The following is an 18,640-nucleotide window of genomic DNA, read 5'->3' as shown; positions in this document are numbered from 1 at the left end:
GGAATCAATCTTTACCGTCTTGGAGTCCGTCACAGCATAAGGTAGTATTACTGCTTATTTTTTCCTTCCAACTATAGCGAATTATTAAGTATGGCAACTGATCCAAGAAAACTTTTGGTAACTTGTGCCCTTCCGTACGCTAACGGCTCTATCCATCTGGGACATATGCTCGAGCATATTCAGGCAGATATCTGGGTTCGTTATCAGCGTCTTAGAGGCAACTCGGTAAACTTCATCTGTGCAGACGATGCCCACGGCACCCCGATTATGTTGAAAGCACAACAGATGGGCGTTACGCCAGAAGAGATGATCGCTGCAGTAAGTGAAGAGCATCAGAAAGATTTCGCCGGTTTTGATATCAGTTTTGACAACTATCACAGCACCCATAGTGATGAAAACCGCGAACTTGCATCACTGATCTACACCCGTCTGAAAGAGAATGGCTTTATTACCAGCCGCACTATTTCTCAGCTGTTTGACCCTGAGAAAGAGATGTTTCTGCCGGATCGCTTTGTAAAAGGCACCTGCCCTAAGTGTAAATCTGAAGATCAGTATGGTGATAACTGCGACAGCTGCGGTGAGACTTACAGCCCGACAGATCTTATCGATCCTAAGTCGGCTGTTTCAGGCGCGACACCGGTAATGAAGGATTCAGAGCATTTCTTCTTCGACCTTCCGCAGTTTGAAAGCATGCTAAAGGAGTGGACTCGTTCCGGTTCTCTTCAGGCAGAAACGGCCAACAAGATGCAGGAGTGGTTTGAGTCCGGACTGCAACAGTGGGATATCTCCCGCGACGCACCATACTTCGGTTTTGAAATTCCGGGTGAGAAGAACAAGTTTTTCTACGTATGGCTGGACGCACCTATCGGCTATATGGGCTCATTTAAGAACCTGTGTGACAAGCGCGGTGATCTGGACTTTGATGAGTACTGGAACAAAGACAGCAAAACAGAACTTTACCACTTTATCGGTAAAGATATCGTCTACTTCCACAGCCTGTTCTGGCCTGCAATGCTGGAAGGCTCTGGCTTTCGTAAACCAAACAACGTGTTTGTACACGGCTATGTAACGGTTAACGGTGCGAAAATGTCTAAGTCTAAAGGGACATTTATTAAAGCAGCTACCTATCTTGATCACCTTGATCCTGAGTGTCTGCGTTACTACTACGCCGCTAAGCTGAACAGCAGAATCGATGATCTGGATCTCAACCTTGAAGACTTTACTCAAAGGGTTAACTCAGATGTGGTTAACAAGATTGTTAACCTTGCATCACGCAATGCAGGTTTCATCAGCAAGCGCTTTGAAGGCAAGCTATCTGCAAACTTTGCTGAACCTGAGCTTTATCAGGAATTTGCTGATGCCGCAGAGAAAATCGGTGATCTGTATGAGAGCCGTGAGTTTGGCCGTGCTATCCGCGAAATCACTGCGCTGGCAGACAAAGCTAACCAATATGTAGACGAGAAAGCCCCTTGGGTTATTGCTAAGCAGGAAGGTAAAGATCAGGAACTTCAGGATATCTGTTCTGTTGGTATTAACCTGTTCCGCGTTCTGATGACTTATCTTAAGCCTGTTATGCCTGAACTGGCAGCCCGTACAGAAGCCTTCCTGAATCAGGAACTAAACTGGCAGGCTATTGCCCAGCCTCTGACCGATCATGAGATCAGCAAGTTTAAAGCTCTGTTCAACCGCATCGACCCTAAAAAGGTTGAAGCTATGATTGAAGCCTCTAAAGAGGATGCTGCAGCGGAAAAAGCAGCGACAGAGAAAGCGACTGAAACAGAACTAAGCAAAGATCCAATTGCAGATGAAATTGAGTTTGACGATTTCGCTAAAGTGGATCTGCGTATTGCTAAAATTGTTGCCTGTGAAGAGGTACCAAAGGCAAACAAACTGCTGAAGCTACAACTGGATATCGGTGGTGAAACCCGTCAGGTATTTGCCGGTATTAAGTCTGCTTATAAGCCAGAAGACCTCATCGGTAAGCACACTGTAATGGTCGCTAACCTGAAGGCAAGAAAGATGAAGTTCGGCATGTCTGAGGGTATGGTTCTTGCGGCAGGTCCGGGTGGAGAAGATCTTTGGATTCTGGAACCTCATCAAGGTGCCAAACCGGGTATGCGTGTAATGTAAGCTTGGTGCTCAACTTCAGCCTGCTAATAAAGCGGGCTGAAAATAGATAAAAAAATCCCGCTATTTAAACAGCGGGATTTTTTATATTTAATTAATTTTAATGGTCGTCTTCAGTAAAATCCGTCGGAAGCTCTACTTTCATCTGATTCCAGATTTGACCACTGGCAAGACCATAATTACGAATCACAACTGGTAACTTTTCTCTTTCACCCGACTGACAAAGTTCCAGCAGCTCATTATAAAATGATAATGCTAAAGCGCGGGATTCCGGATTAGAGAAATAATAGTTACCTACACGATCATATAGCTTTTTAAGGCCGTTAAATATCAGACCGTAAATCTGGTTGCCTGAATGGAAAGCCAGTCGCTGAAATAACATGTAATCATAAAAGTTAAATGTTTTAGCAATTAACATAGCCTGACGCTTGCTTTCATCTTTCTCACCTTCATCTTTAACTGACTGAGTGATTTTTTCCCCGTAAGGAGAAGATGCAACAAACTCATCCCATGAATCTGCCTCAAGCAGGCTTTCACAAGATTCAATCACACTCTGAATAGTGCGGATAGAGGTCTCTTTATTCGCTTTAAAGGCGTAACGCATAAAGATAGGGCTGATATTTGTACGTGCCGCAAGTAAATCTTCAACAATTCCCGATGCATTGTCCGCATCCAGTGTCATTAGGGTATCCAGAATATGTAGACCTGAGGTCTCCATAAACTGATTTACTTTAGTTGGCTTGCCATGCTGAATAGTCAACCAACCATCTCTGGCCAGCCTTTGTAATACTTCACGTAATGTGGTGCGTGTAACACCAATCAACTCTGATAACTCGCGCTCTGCTGGCAGTATGGAGCCTGGTGGAAAGCGTCCGTTCCAGATGCTTTCAATAATATATTTTTCTGCAAATCCCGCCGGACTTTTTGCCTTGATGACCATGTATTGATATATCCGAGTAGTTATTTTTAAGGCCGAATGACTCATCATACCACTAGTTAAACCCAGCGGAAACAGGCCTTGCAGATTCAGTTACGCCAAACATCACGTCTTTGTAAAAAACAGCGTACGAAATAGATATCCGCAGTTAAAGGGCATATAAAGCACAATATTCACCTGATTTCTTACCCGTCTGCTAACCATTTTCAGAGCCAAAATGTCAACATAAGCAATTGTTTTTATTAATTTTGTTAATAAAATAACAGTTATCACTTTCCATGCTACAAATCCCCTAAGAAAATAGTAAGCAAACATTGTTTTCCGTGATATGCTATGCGCGTTTTATTCTCCGCATTGTTGGATTTTTGAGCTTTTCATAATTTAAATGAGTCAAATTCTGAAAGGCATAACAAGACAATAATGGTTGGAAATATTACCCGGAGTGTTTGCCCATCAGAAAGTACCGGTTATAAAAAGCACACTTTTCAGTATTTTTTTTATAGTTGGAACTGATAAATCCTATTTGGATTATTTTTAATAAAAATAACTTAAAGCAAACATACTGTTTATAATTTTTTCACATTTAAGAGTACTCCCATGCCGATTTCACTCGGAAACGCCTTTATTAAGAACTTTCTTGGTAAAGCACCCGATTGGTATAAAGTTACCATTATCGCTTTCCTCGTTATTAACCCAATTGTATTTTTTCTGATAAACCCATTTGTTGCTGGTTGGTTGTTGGTCATTGAATTTATTTTCACACTGGCAATGGCACTAAAATGCTACCCGTTACAGCCCGGCGGCCTTCTGGCTATTCAGGCAGTCGCCATTGGAATGACCACACCTGCTCAGGTAATGCATGAGATTGAAGGCAACTTAGAAGTATTGTTGCTGCTTATCTTTATGGTTGCCGGTATCTACTTTATGAAGCAGCTTCTGCTGTTTATCTTTACTAAGATACTTCTGGGCATACGCTCAAAAATGCTGCTTTCTGCCGCCTTCTGTTTTACTGCTGCTTTCCTGTCTGCGTTCCTTGATGCACTGACAGTAATCGCCGTTGTTATCAGTGTTGCTGTTGGTTTCTACTCCATCTACCACAAAGTGGTATCAGGAAAAGGCTCTAACGCTTCACATGATCACACAATAGATGAGCATCTGTCTGAACTGACCCGTGATGACCTAGACAACTACCGTGCATTCTTGCGTTCACTGCTGATGCATGCTGGTGTAGGTACCGCACTTGGTGGTGTAACCACTATGGTAGGTGAACCACAGAACCTGATTATTGCTGATCAGGCAGGCTGGCTGTTTGGTGAATTTATCATTCGTATGGTTCCGGTGACCCTTCCGGTATTTATCTTCGGTATGTTGACTTGTGTTTTGGTCGAGAAGTTTAAAGTATTCGGCTACGGTGCAGAACTTCCGGAGCACGTACGTAACATTCTTAACGATTACGAGAACGAAGAGAAAAAACGCCGTACTAATCAGGATATCGCTAAGCTTTATGTTCAGGGTGCCATCGCTGTCTGGCTGATTGTTGGTCTGGCATTTCACCTTGCAGCAGTAGGTCTGATTGGTCTGTCTGTTATTATTCTGGCAACTTCATTTACCGGTGTGATCGAAGAGCACTCAATGGGTAAAGCATTTGAAGAAGCGCTGCCGTTTACCGCGCTGCTTGCTGTGTTCTTCTCCGTTGTTGCGGTCATTATCGACCAGCACCTGTTCACACCAATCATTAGTGCTGTACTGGCAATGGAAGGTGATACTCAGCTAAGTATGTTCTATCTGGCTAACGGTATTCTTTCAATGGTATCTGACAACGTGTTTGTAGGTACGGTATACATTAATGAAGTTAAAGCTGCCCTGATTAATGATGTTATTACCCGTGACCAGTTTGACCTGCTTGCCGTAGCAATCAACACAGGTACTAACCTGCCTTCAGTTGCAACGCCAAACGGTCAGGCTGCATTCCTGTTCCTGCTGACATCAGCACTTGCACCACTGGTAAGACTCTCATACGGCCGCATGGTTTACATGGCACTGCCATACACCATTGTGCTGACCATAGTAGGTCTGTTCGGTATCACTTATCTGCTTGATCCTATGACAACCTGGATGTATGACCTTGGCTGGATTTCCCACCATGTTGCCGGTGCCGCAGACGCAGCAGTAAATTCTTCTGGTCATTAAAATTTCCAGTTGAATATTGAACTAAATAGTTATAAAAAGCTCTGAGTTATCAGAGCTTTTTTTTAAGGATAAAAACGTGAATTTTCTCTCTCCGGTTAAAGCCTTTTCCCAGTCCCGTCTCTCCTGGTTACTGCTGTTCGCTTTTAGTTTCGCCTTCCTTCTTTGTGCCCTCTACTTCCAGCACGGCATGAACTTAGAACCCTGCGTAATGTGTATTTATGAAAGGGTTGCAATGATATCCATAGGCCTGGCGGCCTTGATTGGAATGGTTAAGCCGAAAAACAGCGCTGTCCGCTGGCTGGGGCTGGCGGCATGGGGAGCCAGTGCTTATAAGGGAATGATGCTTGCCATTGAGCATGTAGGTTACCAGACCAATATTTTTGCCACCTGTGAGCCGCTTATCTTCCCTGACTGGGCACCACTGAATAAGTGGGTTCCGTGGTACTTCGAAGCACCGGGTAACTGCAGTGAAGTGGTCTGGCAGTTTATGACTCTTTCTATGCCTCAGTGGCTGGTGATTATCTTTGCCGGCAACCTGGTTGCTCTTGCTGTTATTGTTCTGTCGCAGTTTGCAGCGAAAAAATAACCGCTCACAATAAAGGCCGCATCAGCGGCCTTTAATTTAACACTCTCTAAAATGTTATTTGGCGCAGCAGCGCTTAAACTTTTTACCGCTACCGCACGGACAAGGGTCATTTCTTCCCACCTGCTTAAACGGGTTAACACTCTGAGCTTTACCTCCCAGCATGTTTTCGTCTGCTGACTGAGCGACTTCTGAAATCATTAGATCTATCTGACTAAGCAACTGAGATAACTCAGGCAGCGGAGTAACACCTGCCTGCTCCATTTCACTTAACGTCTGCTGCTCATCAATCAATAACATAAAGGTCGTCAGCAGTGCCTGTAGCATACGCAGGGAACCATCATTTAATGTCACTGACTGATACTGCTGTTCTACAACCGGCCAGACGGAGAAAAACCCTCTGGCAACTTCTGCCAGCTGGCTCTGCTGCAGATGAGAAACAGAATACTCGTTCCGCTGTAACAAGTTGTGTTGCTTATTGATTTGAGAAACCAAAAGAGAAGACGCTTCATCAGCATCCACGCCAGCCTGCTGACACCAGGCCTCCGGCTCAAGGGGTTTAACAGCAAAATTGGAGGCTAAAATTGCACCTTCCAGAAAGTACTCTGATTCACCCTGCCAGTCTGACGGCAAACTGATTAATTCCATAGCATACAACCTAAACAAGTAATTTTTGCAGAGAGTATATGATTAGAGCTGCTTCGTCCATGTGATTTCCTGCTTGGGTTTAGCCCTAAAGCTAGGTAGAATGCCCGCTCCCTAAAACCAGAGCTCCAGACTATGCGCGTAATACTCGGCCCGATGCAGGGCGTACTTGACCACCTGATGCGAGAGATCCTGACTGATATCAATGATTATGATCTCTGCGTTACTGAGTTTGTACGCGTAGTGGATCAGAAGCTGCCTCAACATGTTTTTACTAAGCTCTGCCCTGAGCTCGCCACCGGCTCAAAAACCGCCGCCGGCACGCCTGTACATGTTCAGTTACTGGGACAGGAGCCTGAGTGGATGGCTGAGAATGCGATTCAGGCAGAAGAGTTAGGCGCAGCAGGAATTGACCTGAATTTTGGCTGCCCGGCCAAAATGGTGAATAAAAGCCGTGGCGGCGCGGCGCTGCTGAAAGATCCGCAGCAGATCTACAAAATAGTAAAAGCGTGTCGTGATGCAGTCAGTAAAGAGGTTCCTGTTAGCGCCAAAATTCGCCTTGGCTGGGAAAACCCCGATGACTGCTTCGAGATTGCAGATGCGATTCAGTCAGCCGGAGCCAGCGAGCTAACCATTCACGCCAGAACTAAAGCAGGCGGTTACCGGGCTGAAGAAATTAAGTGGGAGTATATCAACAAGATCAGGCAGTCTGTTGACCTTCCTATTATTGCCAACGGTGAAATCTGGAACTATCAGGACGGCCAGAACTGTATTGAAGTAACGGGAATAGATTCGCTAATGGTGTGCAGAGGCGCATTTAACGTACCTAATCTGGGCAATGTGGTTAAGTATAACCATCAGCCGATGAACTGGTCTCAGGTGATTTCACTATTGCTGAAATATTCTCAGTACGAAATTAAAGGCGATAAAGGGCTCTATTATCCCAACAGGGTAAAACAGTGGCTCGCCTACCTGAGACAAGAGTATACCGAGGCCGATGAGCTGTTCCGCAATATCCGCAAGTTTAATAAAGCGGCGCCAATTGTTGAGTATATTGAAAAATATCAGGCTGAGTACTGCTCTGCCATGAACTGATGCGCTACAGGCAGATTTTCCCCATAACAAGGCAAAATAAAAAATCCCTCTTCAGATAAAGAGGGATCTCAATTAAAGCGTTATAGCAGAGCTAAACTAGTTCAATAGCAAACCATCGTCAGCCAACTCTTCGCCCCTGACTTTAGAGAACATCTCTAACAAATCAGGCACCTTCATGTTGCTTCTCTGCTCACCAGCCACATCAAGCACCACCTCACCCTGATGGAGCATAATGGTTCTGTCACCACAAGCCAGCGCATCCTTCATTGAGTGAGTCACCATCATCACGGTAAGGTTAAACTCTTTTACGATCTTTTTCGTCAGGTCGATAATAAAGGCCGCCATACGCGGATCAAGTGCCGCTGTATGCTCATCAAGCAGTAACAGTTTACTCTCTGAAAGTGTTGCCATAACAAGGCTCACTGCCTGACGCTGTCCACCGGAAAGCAGACCGATATTGTCCCCCAGCCGGTCTTCCAGACCTAAGCCAAGAATACTAATACGCTCCTGAAACAGCTTACGTCTTTTACCTGACAAACTGTGGTGCCAGCCACGACGTTTACCGCGCAGATAAGCCAGCGCCATATTCTCTTCAATAGTAAGGTCCGCACAAGTTCCGGCCAGCGGATCCTGAAACACTCTTGCGCACTGACTGGCTCGCTGATCGACGGTATGACGGGTTACATCCAAATCATCGATACGTACACGACCGCCAACCATAGGCGTTTCGCCTGTTACCGCACCCAGTAGGGTTGATTTACCTGCACCATTAGAGCCGATAACCGTCAGAAACTGATGCTCAGGAACTTCAATTGAAACGCCGCGCAACGCCCGGTTTTCCAGTATGGTTCCGGGATTAAAGGTCACCTGAATATCTTCCAAATGAATCATACTGCCTCTCCTGAATTTTTAGCCAACTTAGATACCGCTTCACCCTTAGCCGGCTTTGAGACCTTTTTTGCTTTCAGGTTTCCTTTCACTTTTGGTGCAATTAATGCTGCTGCCACCAATACTGCTGTCACCAGATTCAGATCCGATGCCTGCAAGCCGAACATGCCTGAGCTCAGGGCAAAGGCTACGGCAAGACGATAAAGAACCGAACCGACAATTACTGCGGTCACAGCCACCCAGATTTTTCTTCCCGGAATAAGAGTCTGACCAAGGATTACCGCAGCAAGACCGACCACAATGGTACCCACGCCAGAAGTGACATCAGCGAAGCTGTTGGTCTGGGCAAACAGTGCACCGGCGAAGCCAACAAAAGCATTAGAGAGTGCCAGACAGAAATAGGTATAAAATGAGGTACTCGCGCCTTGTGAGCGCACCATACGGGCATTAACACCAGTCGCACGCAATCCAAGACCGAAGTCACTGTTCAGCAAGCGGACAATAAAGAAGGCGGAGATCAGTACCAGAACACCCACCACCAACGGACGGATATACATGGAATCGCCCATGGCTTCAAACGGAGTCAGAATGGTATCTGAACCGAGCAGAGCAATATTTGGCCGTCCCATAATACGGATGTTGATGGAGAAAGCGGCAATCATAGTCAGTATTGAAGCAAGCAGATGCAATATGCCACACTTCACAGCCAGAAACGCCGTAACCAGACCTGTCATAGCACTGGCAATAATGGCCAGCAGAGTCGCTATCCAGGGGTCAACACCGGCAACAATCAGAGTCGCCGCCACTGCGGCTCCCATAGGGAAACTTCCGTCTACGGTCAGATCGGGAAAATCTAATACTCTGAAAGTGAGATAAACACCAAGAGCAACCAATCCGTAGATTAAGCCAATCTCAAGTGCGCCAAAAAATGCAAAAGCAGACATATTTACTCCTTCTCTGCTTCAAATGTTCTGGCTGGTATAAATACCAGCCAGATCTCGATTATGCCGAGGCAAGCTCTGCCTCACGCATGACTACTTAACAGCCGTAGCTTTATCCATAACGGACTTAGGAATCACGATACCCAGTTTGTCGGCTGCCGTTTTGTTGATAACAATGTCTGAACCTTTGGCAACACGTACAGGCAGATCACCCGGCTTTTTGCCTTCCAGAATGTCGGCAACATAGTCTGCTGTCTGTACGCCAATCTGGTAGTAGTCAAAGCCCAGAGCAGCAATAGACCCTGCATCAATATAAGTCGTTGTCGCTGCAAACACAGGCGTCTTAGCCTGATTAGCCGCAATGGTCATACCTTCAATGGCACTGGCAACCGTGTTATCGATCATGGCGTAAATCACATCTGACTCTGCAGAGATAGTCTGAGTGGCACTCTGTACATCAGCACTCTTAAGGGCAGTCGCTTCGATCAGCTCAAGACCGTTTTTAGCCACGCTCTCTTTAAGCAGCTTCATCAGGCTGATTGAGTTTGCTTCACCCGGGTTGTAAACCACACCAACGGTTTTTACGTTAGGCAGAATCTCTTTAATCAAATCAACATGCTGTGCGATAGGAGAAAGATCCGACAGACCAGTTACGTTCTTGCCCGGCTTTTCAACATTACTTACCAGCTTAGCGCCTACTGGGTCTGTTACTGCGGTAAATACCACAGGAATGTCGCGGGTGGCAGAAACCAGAGCCTGTGCTGTCGGAGTAGCGATACCCACCAGAACATCAGGACGCTCACCAACATACTGACGTGCGATCTGAACAGCAATGGCCGGATTACCCTGTGCCGTTTTAAAATCAAAATCTAAATTTTTGCCCTGTTCGTACCCTTTCGCTTTCAGTCCGTCGATAAGGCCTTGTCGGGTCGCATCCAGTGCCGGGTGTTCTACAATCTGAGAGACAGCGACTTTCACTGTTTTAGCAATAACACCCGTTGAGGAGAGGAGAGCAACCCCGGTTAGACATGCGGTTGCCAGAATTCTGCTTGCTTTCATCTTAACTCCTTGATTAGCAAATATATGGTTTCAATACCATGAGTCTATTTTTTATTTATTCGGTTCGTACGTATTTCTTTACGCTTCGTAAACATTTTTACCAGCATTGACTGAAGAATGGAAGAAGCTTTTTAATTTATTATTTCAATTTAGTAGAAATGAGAAGTTGTTTACGTTGCAAACTACCATTAGAGCCGGATATTTATGCGGAAAAATGAATAGGGTAAACAACAGAAAAGAGGCGAACGAAAAACGGCAGCTTAGAAAAGCTGCCGTTTTATCTATTAAATCATTTGCTGACTAATGCAGGATCAGAACCAACGCTCAAGCGCTCGTTTATCAAGTTGGCGAAAGGCCCTGTTAAGGATGTTGGCCAGCTCTTTATATCTTGGTTTGGATTTTACCGGCTCCAGCGCAAAACCTGACTCGATGATCTTCTGATGCAGTTCGCGATACCAGCCAGCTAAAGCGGGAGGCAGTTGTGTATTTGCCCGGTTACCCAGCCACCACATACCCTGCAGCGGTAAACTAATAGCAAACAGAGCGATAACTACGGCCTGAGGCATTGCCTGCTCATTGTGAAAGCTCATCTGAAAAAGAATGCTGATGGCCGCAACCGCCGGCATCACCTTGATACCGAAACGAGTCGCCTTAATCACCCGCTGTTCAGGAAAAATAGGAGATAACTCTTTTCGCATCGGCCAGGTATCCATGTACTTCTGACCATCTCTCAGATTGTGAACCAACCCTGAATTAGTATCCATCACGACCTCTCACTAAAAAAAAGTTGAATCATTCAACAAAAACTATAAAAAACTTGATGAAAGTTAATATTCTCTAAAATATTTTTTGTTATATTGGCCTAATATCGCTATCCTTTGCAGACCCTCAATGTCATTGTTGACTTTATTTTCGAAATTAGCAACCAAATGGCATTTATAAGCAAGGATTGCTGACAAAATCATAGATTAAATGATCTTGTTTCATATACGGATAATTAATATTTATAACTGAGAAAGTAGCGGGGTTGTATCATCCTCTACTATTCTTGAGATTGATTTTTCACCCTTGATTAGCAGGTAATCACTCATGTCCAAGCTGGTTTTAGTTTTAAACTGCGGTAGCTCTTCTCTTAAGTTTGCTATTGTAGATGCAGATAACGGTACCGAACACCTTACAGGTCTTGCAGAATGTCTTCACCTTCCTGAAGCACGTATCAAGTGGAAACTTGATGGCAAGCACGAAGCACAACTAGGCGATGGTGCCGCTCACGATCAAGCTCTTGCTTTTATCGTTGAAACTATTCTTGCTTCTAAGCCAGAACTTTCTGAAGCACTATCTGCTATCGGCCACCGTGTTGTTCACGGCGGTGAAAAATTCACTCAGTCTGTTCTTATTGATGATGCTGTTGTTAAAGGTATCGAAGATTGCGCTGCACTGGCACCTCTTCACAACCCGGCTGCTATCGTTGGTATTAAAGCGGCTCAGAAAGCTTTCCCTGGCCTGCCAATGTCTGCGGTATTTGACACTGCATTCCACCAGACAATGCCTGAAGAAGCGTTCCTGTACGCACTTCCATACGATCTATATAAAGAGCACGGCATTCGTCGCTACGGTATGCACGGTACTTCTCACCTGTTTATTGCCCGTGAAGCTGCAGAGCGTCTGGGTAAACCAGCTGATCAATTAAATATCATCAACTGCCACCTTGGTAACGGCGCATCTGTTTGTGCTATCAAGAACGGCCAGTCTGTAGACACTTCTATGGGTCTGACTCCTCTTGAAGGTCTGGTAATGGGCACTCGTTGTGGTGATATCGACCCTGCAATCATCTTCCACCTGCATGACACTCTTGGTTACTCAGTAGAGAAGATCAACACTATGCTGACTAAAGAGTCTGGCCTGCAAGGTCTTACTCAGGTGACTTCTGACTGTCGTTTCGTTGAAGACAACTACGGTGAGAAAGAAGAAGCGACCCGCGCAATGGACGTATTCTGTCACCGTCTGGCTAAGTACGTTGCCGGTTACACAGCAACGCTTGAAGGCCGTCTGGACGCTATCGTATTCACTGGCGGTATCGGTGAAAACTCTGCGCCTATCCGTGAAATGGTTCTTAACCGTCTGGGTGTATTTGGCATCGAAGTTGATGGTGAAGCTAACCTGAAAGCACGCTTTGGTGGTGAAGGTACTATCACTTCTGCAGAGAGTCGCATCCCTGCAATGGTGATCTCTACCAACGAAGAGCTGGTCATTGCAGAAGATACAGCAAGACTGGCTAACCTATAAAAAATTACTGGCTAACATAAGTTAGCCAGTTCTCTATTAAGGCTCAGTAAATCTTAAAGCCATATTGCTGAGCCATTTCCCCGTAATCAGAGGTACCCTACGAATGTCCCGTACTATCATGCTTGTACCGATTAGCGCTGGTGTTGGTTTAACCAGTGTTAGTTTAGGTGTAATTCGCGCTATGGAGCGAAAAGGCGTTAATGTTTCTTTCCTGAAACCAATTGCTCAGCCACGTCACGGCGGTAACCAGCCAGACCTGACGTCAACCATCATTTCTGCCAACACTGCGATTAAAACGGCTAAGCCGACACCAATGCATGAAGCAGAGTCTCTGATCGGTAACGAGAAGATGGATGTACTGCTTGAGTCAATCGTTGAACGCTACAATCAGGTTAACGATGCTGAAGTGACATTAATCGAAGGTTTAGTACCTACCAGAAAACACCCGTTTGCTAACCAGGTAAACGAAGAGATCGCTAAGACTCTGGGTGCTGAAATTGTATTTGTTGCCACTCCGGGCACTTACAACGCCACTCAGCTGAGAGAGCGTATCGAGCTTGCCGTTTCTAACTTCGGTGGTGCTAAAAACAAGAACATCTCAGGCGTTATTATTAACAAACTGAACGCTCCTGTTGATGAAGCAGGCCGTACCCGTCCTGACCTTTCTGAGATCTTCGATGAAGCCGATGCTGCCCAGCAGGCAAATATGCAGGCGATGGAGATCATCAACAACAGCCCTATCCGTGTTCTTGGCTGTGTGCCGTGGAAGATCGACCTAATCGCTACCCGTGCCATCGATATGGCCAAACACCTTGATGCTGAAGTAGTTAATGAAGGTGAGATGTTGACTCGCCGTATTAAGAGCATCACCTTCTGTGCACGCTCTGTTCCTCATATGATCGAGCACTTTAAAGCGGGCTCTCTGCTGGTAACGTCAGCTGACCGTCCGGACGTAATCGTTGCGGCTGCTCTTGCTGCAATGAACGGTGTTGAAATTGGTGCCATGCTGCTGACAGGCGGCTACGATCTTCCTCAGGAGATCCAGAAGCTTTGCCAACGCGCATTTGATACCGGCCTGCCTATCTTCAAAACTGAAAGCAACACATGGCAAACCTCTCTTAACCTGCAAAGCTTCAGCTTAGAAGTACCTGCAGACGATAAAGAGCGTATCGAGTTTGTTAACGACCACGTTGCAAGCCATATTGACGGCCCTTGGATTGATACTCTGTCTGAAGGTTCAGAAGGTATCCGTCGTCTGAGCCCGCCGGCATTCCGTTACCAGCTGACTGAATTTGCCCGTCGTGCCGGTAAGCGTATCGTTCTTCCAGAAGGTGACGAACCACGTACTGTTAAAGCAGCAGCAATCTGTGCAGAGCGCGGTATCGCTAACTGTGTACTGCTTGGTAACCCTGACGAAATCCGTCGTGTTGCTGAGCAGCAAGGTGTTGAGCTGGGTGCAGGTGTTGAGATCATCGACTCTGATGCCGTACGTGAAAGATACGTTGCCCGCCTTGTAGAGCTTCGTGAGAAGAAAGGTATGACAGAAGTTGTAGCTCGTGAGAAGCTGGAAGACTCTGTATTCCTGGGCACTATGATGCTGGAAAATGACGAAGTTGACGGTCTGGTTTCTGGTGCTGTTCATACAACAGCGAACACTATCGTTCCTCCGTTCCAGATCATTAAGACGGCTCCGGATGCTTCAATTGTATCTTCCGTGTTCTTTATGCTGCTTCCTGATCAAGTTCTGGTATACGGTGACTGTGCAATCAACCCGGATCCAACGGCTGAACAACTTGCAGAAATCGCTATCCAGTCAGCAGACTCTGCTGCTGCGTTCGGTATCGACCCTCGTGTTGCAATGATCTCCTACTCTACTGGTGAGTCCGGTAAAGGTGCTGACGTAGATAAAGTACGTGAAGCAACCAAACTGGCCAAAGCCAAGCGTCCTGATCTGGTTATCGATGGTCCGCTACAGTACGATGCCGCTATCATGGAAAACGTGGCTGCTTCTAAAGCGCCTAACTCTCCGGTAGCAGGTAAAGCGACAGTATTCGTATTCCCTGACCTGAACACAGGTAACACAACTTACAAAGCTGTACAGCGTTCTGCTGACCTTGTATCAATCGGTCCAATGCTTCAGGGCATGCGTAAGCCTGTAAACGACCTGTCCCGTGGCGCACTGGTAGACGATATTGTTTACACTATCGCACTAACAGCGATTCAGGCAGACAACGCCTAATCTCCGCTTCTGGATCAAAAAGGGTCAGCACTGCAAAGTACCGACCCTTTTTCTTATCTGACGGTTTAAACCGGATGAGTGATAACGCTTATCCCTGAATACCGATAATCAGCCAAGGGGCATTTGGTGCGGTTAAATCCCGCTCAAGGTGCCAGATATCGTGAATATCTTCCTCAATACCTTCAACAGCATCACGGTAGCGACCACTAAACTGAATACTCAACTGAGCCTTAGTTGCATCGCAATCGCCGCGTACGATTTCCGCATCCACATACATAACGTCTGTATGTTGCTCGCCAGAAAGCTCTGCCCGTTCGGCGCTCAGCTCCGCAAATAGTTCAGCAGAAACGTACTCCTGTATGGTATGCAGTTCATTGTGGTTCCATGCACCCTGAATAATTCTATAGTGCTCACGGGCCCCATTAATAAAGCCTGCCTGATCAAAACCCGGAGGGAAGTTGTAAGGTACATCACTCTGACCCGTTGACCCAAAGCCGCTAGTTGCCTGAGGTTGCTCAAATTGATGTACATTTGGCTGAGGCTGTTGATAGCCCTGACCAGCAGCGGAGTATGCCTGCTGATTCATGCTACCCGCCTTGGCGCCCAACATGCCACGTAAGAACTTAAAGGCAAAGTAAGCAATCAAACCAAAGATCAGGATATCCATAAACTGAATACCTTCAAATGCGCCGCCGAAGAATGCGGCCAGCAGTCCGCCTGCCAGCAAACCACCCATTAAGCCGCCAAATAAACCACGTTTTGTGGAGCTCTTAGGCGCTGTCTGATCTTTTTTTATTGTACTGGTGTTGGTGGTTTTCTGCTTAGGAGCAGGAGCAGTTTTAAATAACTTGCCAAACGACTTACCGCCACCAAACTTTTTTGCTTCCGCCTCTGGCGCCGCGGAGACTGCAAAGATGATTAGCGTGAACATAGCTAATATACGTTTCATCATTTCCCTTCTGTTTCTGAGTAACTCATATGATATATGCGTGCTACAAACACTAATATCAAGCCCCTGCTAATGCAAGCCTTGCCGCTATCGGCCTATATTTCTATCATTAAGCTCACAGTTTTGCTTCATTTTTGCCTCACCCCCCGCAGAAGCTTGACCCTGTATAAGCGGGTCAATAGAATAATGAACATTGTTCATTAACAGATTGTATCCATGGCACGCAGAAACGATCATACCCGCGAAGAGCTTATTTCACTTACTCTTGAGAAAGTAAAAGAGTTCCTCCATAACCACCCTCATCATGATCTCAGCCTGAGAAAGCTGGCCAATATGATTGGCTATGTGCCAAGTACATTAGTCAATATCTTCGGCAACTATAATCTGTTGTTGCTGCAAGCCGTCGCCCAGACTGTTGATGAACTGAAGCAGCAAGCTTCCGAAGCCATTTCTCACACAGACGACCCAAAGCAGGCCCTATATGAGCTTGCCTACTGTTATCATGACTTTGCTCAGGCCAACCCACATCGCTGGCAACTAATTTTTCAGCACACCATGAACGGTGAACAGCTTCCGGAATGGCAGGCGGAAAGAATTGACGATATGACAGCTATGCTGGAAGAGCTGATGATGCTACTGGCACCACAAAAATCCAAACAGCAGGCAATTGAGGCCAGCCGGGTGCTCTGGGCAGGTGTACACGGAATTACCCTTCTGAGTGTTGACGATAAGTTCTTTACCGCCTCACCTGTTGACGGAAAAGCCCTGATCAAAAACCTGATAGAAAACTATACCAACAGCTGGACCTGATATTATGAACAGCGTTTCTACCGCCGCCCTACTGGCACAACGACGTTTTCTACCCTACTTTGTTACCCAGTTTTTCGGCGCTTTTAACGATAATATCTTTAAGAACGTATTGCTGATTCTGGTCGCTTTTGCCGGTAGTGGTGCGCTGCCTATCTCGACGGATCTGTTTATCAATCTTGCAGCCGGTCTGTTTATCCTACCCTTCTTTCTTTTCTCTGCCACCGCCGGTGAGCTGGCAGACAAATACGACAAAGACTGGTTTATCCGTAAAGTGAAGCTGGCTGAGATTGGCATCATGTGTCTCGGTGCCATAGGGTTTATTACCCAGAGTTATCAGATCCTGCTGCTGTTACTGTTTTTAATGGGTACCCAGTCGGCTTTTTTCGGACCAGTAAAGTACGCCTTATTACCCCAGCATCTTAATGAGAAAGAGTTGGTTCCCGGCAATGCGCTAGTAGAAACCGGTACCTTTCTGGCGATTTTGCTTGGCACTATCGGGGCAGGATTTATTGCCTCAGCTGAACGTGCCACCCATATTGCCGCAGCCTCTGTTGTACTGTTTGCCCTGCTGGGTTATCTGGCCAGTCGCTTTATCCCCAAAACACCTGCCGCGAACCCGCTGGCAAAGCTTCGCTGGAGACCAGTTACTCAGACCCGCCATACTCTGGGAATTGCGAAAAAAGATAAGGTGGTGCATAAAACCATACTGGCCATCAGCTGGTTTTGGTTCCTCGGCGCCTGTTACCTGACACAGTTTCCTAATTTTACCCGCTTATACCTGAACGGCGGCGAAAGTGGTGTCTCTTTCCTGCTGTCTCTGTTTTCTGTCGGCATAGCCTTAGGCTCTCTGCTTTGTGACAAGCTTTCTAACCACAGAATTGAGCTGGGCATTGTGCCGCTCGGTAGCTTAGGTATTACCCTGTTCGGTGCTCTTATGGCCCTTTCCATACCGGAGAGCCTGCCGGTACTAACCAATTTCACCGACTTTGTCAGCTATCGTGAGCTCTGGCCAACCTTTATCTATCTGCTACTGATTGGTGCTTCAGGTGGTATTTTTATCGTGCCTCTCTATGCATTGATACAGTCGAGGGCAGAGAAAAAAGAGCGCTCTCAGGTTATTGCAGCCAATAATATTTATAACTCTCTGTTTATGGTTGCCAGTGCCGTACTGGCCATTATCTGCCTGTCGGTAATCGGCCTTGAGATCCCGCAACTGTTTATTCTGCTGTCAGTGCTGAATCTTTTGGTCGCCATCGCTATCTTTACTCAGGTGCCGATCTTTGCTGTCCGTTTTGTGGTGTGGATACTGACTCATACCATGTACCGGGTAAGACATGTCGATCTTCACCATCTGCCGGAAAAAGGCGGGGCACTGATTGTCTGTAATCATGTCAGCTATCTTGACGGTTTGCTTATCAGCGCGGTTTCTCCCCGGCTAATCCGCTTCGTAATGCAGGAAGAGTATACTGAGTTTGCTCCCATCAGAGGCTTTCTGAGACGAATCGGTATTATCCCAATCTCTGCTGAAAACCGTTCATCCATAAAAAAAGCTTTTGCTGAAATTGAAACAGCACTGGAGAATGGCGAGCTGGTCTGTATATTTCCTGAAGGTGAACTCTCCAGCGATGGCGAAATAAAAACTTTTATGCGCGGTATCGATATTATTCTGCGCAGAACCTCAGCTCCGGTTATTCCTATGGCGCTGAAAGGTTTATGGGGTAGCTATTTCAGCCGTTACAGAGGCAGAGCCTGTAAAGGCCTTCCCGGCCGATTCTGGTCAAAACTGGAAATTGTAGCCGGTGAACCTGTTAATGCCAGTCAGGCCAGCAGTAATCTGTTGCAAGAGAAGGTAGCAGAACTTCGCGGAGACCATCGTTAGATGGTTATAGCC

At 46.3% G+C, this 18,640-nt stretch carries 15 protein-coding genes; 8 read left to right on the top strand and 7 right to left on the bottom strand.

The window, feature by feature from the left end:
* Positions 1–90: 90 nt before the first annotated feature.
* Entirely contained in the window at positions 91–2,130 is a 2,040-nt protein-coding gene (gene metG, locus PK654_RS04855) for a methionine--tRNA ligase (RefSeq protein ID WP_271697967.1), read from the top strand.
* Between the two features lie 97 nt (positions 2,131–2,227).
* On the opposite strand, the gene fadR is transcribed toward metG, so the two are convergent.
* On the bottom strand, positions 2,228–3,067 hold the full coding sequence (fadR, locus tag PK654_RS04850) for a fatty acid metabolism transcriptional regulator FadR (protein ID WP_271697966.1): 840 nt from the start codon (positions 3,065–3,067) through the stop codon (positions 2,228–2,230).
* A gap of 594 nt (positions 3,068–3,661) precedes the next feature.
* On the opposite strand from fadR, the gene nhaB reads away from it, so the two are divergent.
* A complete protein-coding gene (gene nhaB, locus PK654_RS04845) occupies positions 3,662–5,254 on the top strand; it encodes a Na(+)/H(+) antiporter NhaB (protein WP_271697965.1) in 1,593 nt (530 codons plus the stop codon).
* Between the two features lie 76 nt (positions 5,255–5,330).
* Positions 5,331–5,840 (top strand): disulfide bond formation protein DsbB, encoded by a 510-nt coding sequence (dsbB, locus tag PK654_RS04840; RefSeq protein ID WP_271697964.1) that lies wholly within the window; start codon positions 5,331–5,333, stop codon positions 5,838–5,840.
* A gap of 54 nt (positions 5,841–5,894) precedes the next feature.
* On the opposite strand, the gene PK654_RS04835 is transcribed toward dsbB, so the two are convergent.
* Positions 5,895–6,485 carry a YecA family protein gene (locus PK654_RS04835; RefSeq protein WP_271697962.1) on the bottom strand — a complete coding sequence of 197 codons (591 nt, stop codon included), beginning with the start codon at positions 6,483–6,485 and terminating at the stop codon, positions 5,895–5,897.
* A 132-nt stretch (positions 6,486–6,617) separates the two neighbouring features.
* Here PK654_RS04835 and dusC point away from each other — a divergent pair, with 132 nt between their 5' ends.
* Positions 6,618–7,577, top strand: coding sequence for a tRNA dihydrouridine(16) synthase DusC (dusC, locus tag PK654_RS04830; protein WP_271697961.1), 960 nt, complete (start codon positions 6,618–6,620; stop codon positions 7,575–7,577).
* 96 nt (positions 7,578–7,673) lie between these two features.
* Here dusC and PK654_RS04825 read toward each other — a convergent pair whose 3' ends face one another.
* The 4 genes from PK654_RS04825 to yfbV form a co-directional block, all read right to left on the bottom strand.
* The gene (locus PK654_RS04825) at positions 7,674–8,468 is read right to left on the bottom strand and encodes an ABC transporter ATP-binding protein (RefSeq protein WP_271697960.1); all 795 of its coding nucleotides are present in this window, start codon (positions 8,466–8,468) and stop codon (positions 7,674–7,676) included.
* Positions 8,465–9,409: an ABC transporter permease gene (locus tag PK654_RS04820; protein WP_271697959.1), complete on the bottom strand. Its 945-nt coding sequence runs from the start codon at positions 9,407–9,409 to the stop codon at positions 8,465–8,467. Before PK654_RS04820 ends, PK654_RS04825 begins: the two co-directional genes overlap by 4 nt.
* Before the next feature lie 90 nt (positions 9,410–9,499).
* Positions 9,500–10,465, bottom strand: a complete 966-nt coding sequence (locus PK654_RS04815) for an ABC transporter substrate-binding protein (protein ID WP_271697957.1) — start codon at positions 10,463–10,465, stop codon at positions 9,500–9,502.
* Between the two features lie 311 nt (positions 10,466–10,776).
* Positions 10,777–11,229 (bottom strand): terminus macrodomain insulation protein YfbV, encoded by a 453-nt coding sequence (yfbV, locus tag PK654_RS04810; protein WP_271697956.1) that lies wholly within the window; start codon positions 11,227–11,229, stop codon positions 10,777–10,779.
* A gap of 325 nt (positions 11,230–11,554) precedes the next feature.
* Here yfbV and PK654_RS04805 point away from each other — a divergent pair, with 325 nt between their 5' ends.
* Both PK654_RS04805 and pta read left to right on the top strand, forming a co-directional pair.
* Positions 11,555–12,751 (top strand): acetate kinase, encoded by a 1,197-nt coding sequence (locus PK654_RS04805; protein ID WP_271697954.1) that lies wholly within the window; start codon positions 11,555–11,557, stop codon positions 12,749–12,751.
* Between the two features lie 103 nt (positions 12,752–12,854).
* Positions 12,855–14,990: a phosphate acetyltransferase gene (pta, locus tag PK654_RS04800; RefSeq protein WP_271697953.1), complete on the top strand. Its 2,136-nt coding sequence runs from the start codon at positions 12,855–12,857 to the stop codon at positions 14,988–14,990.
* An 88-nt stretch (positions 14,991–15,078) separates the two neighbouring features.
* On the opposite strand, the gene PK654_RS04795 is transcribed toward pta, so the two are convergent.
* A complete protein-coding gene (locus PK654_RS04795; protein ID WP_271698798.1) occupies positions 15,079–15,939 on the bottom strand; it encodes a Tim44 domain-containing protein in 861 nt (286 codons plus the stop codon).
* Between the two features lie 216 nt (positions 15,940–16,155).
* On the opposite strand from PK654_RS04795, the gene PK654_RS04790 reads away from it, so the two are divergent.
* Entirely contained in the window at positions 16,156–16,749 is a 594-nt protein-coding gene (locus PK654_RS04790; RefSeq protein ID WP_271697952.1) for a TetR/AcrR family transcriptional regulator, read from the top strand.
* Positions 16,750–16,753: 4 nt separating this feature from the next.
* Positions 16,754–18,628, top strand: coding sequence for an MFS transporter (locus PK654_RS04785; protein WP_271697951.1), 1,875 nt, complete (start codon positions 16,754–16,756; stop codon positions 18,626–18,628).
* Positions 18,629–18,640 lie beyond the last annotated feature (12 nt).

The organism is Vibrio sp. SCSIO 43137 (assembly GCF_028201475.1).
Classification (GTDB): Bacteria; Pseudomonadota; Gammaproteobacteria; order Enterobacterales; family Vibrionaceae; genus Vibrio.
This window is presented reverse-complemented; position numbering and strand designations above follow the sequence as displayed.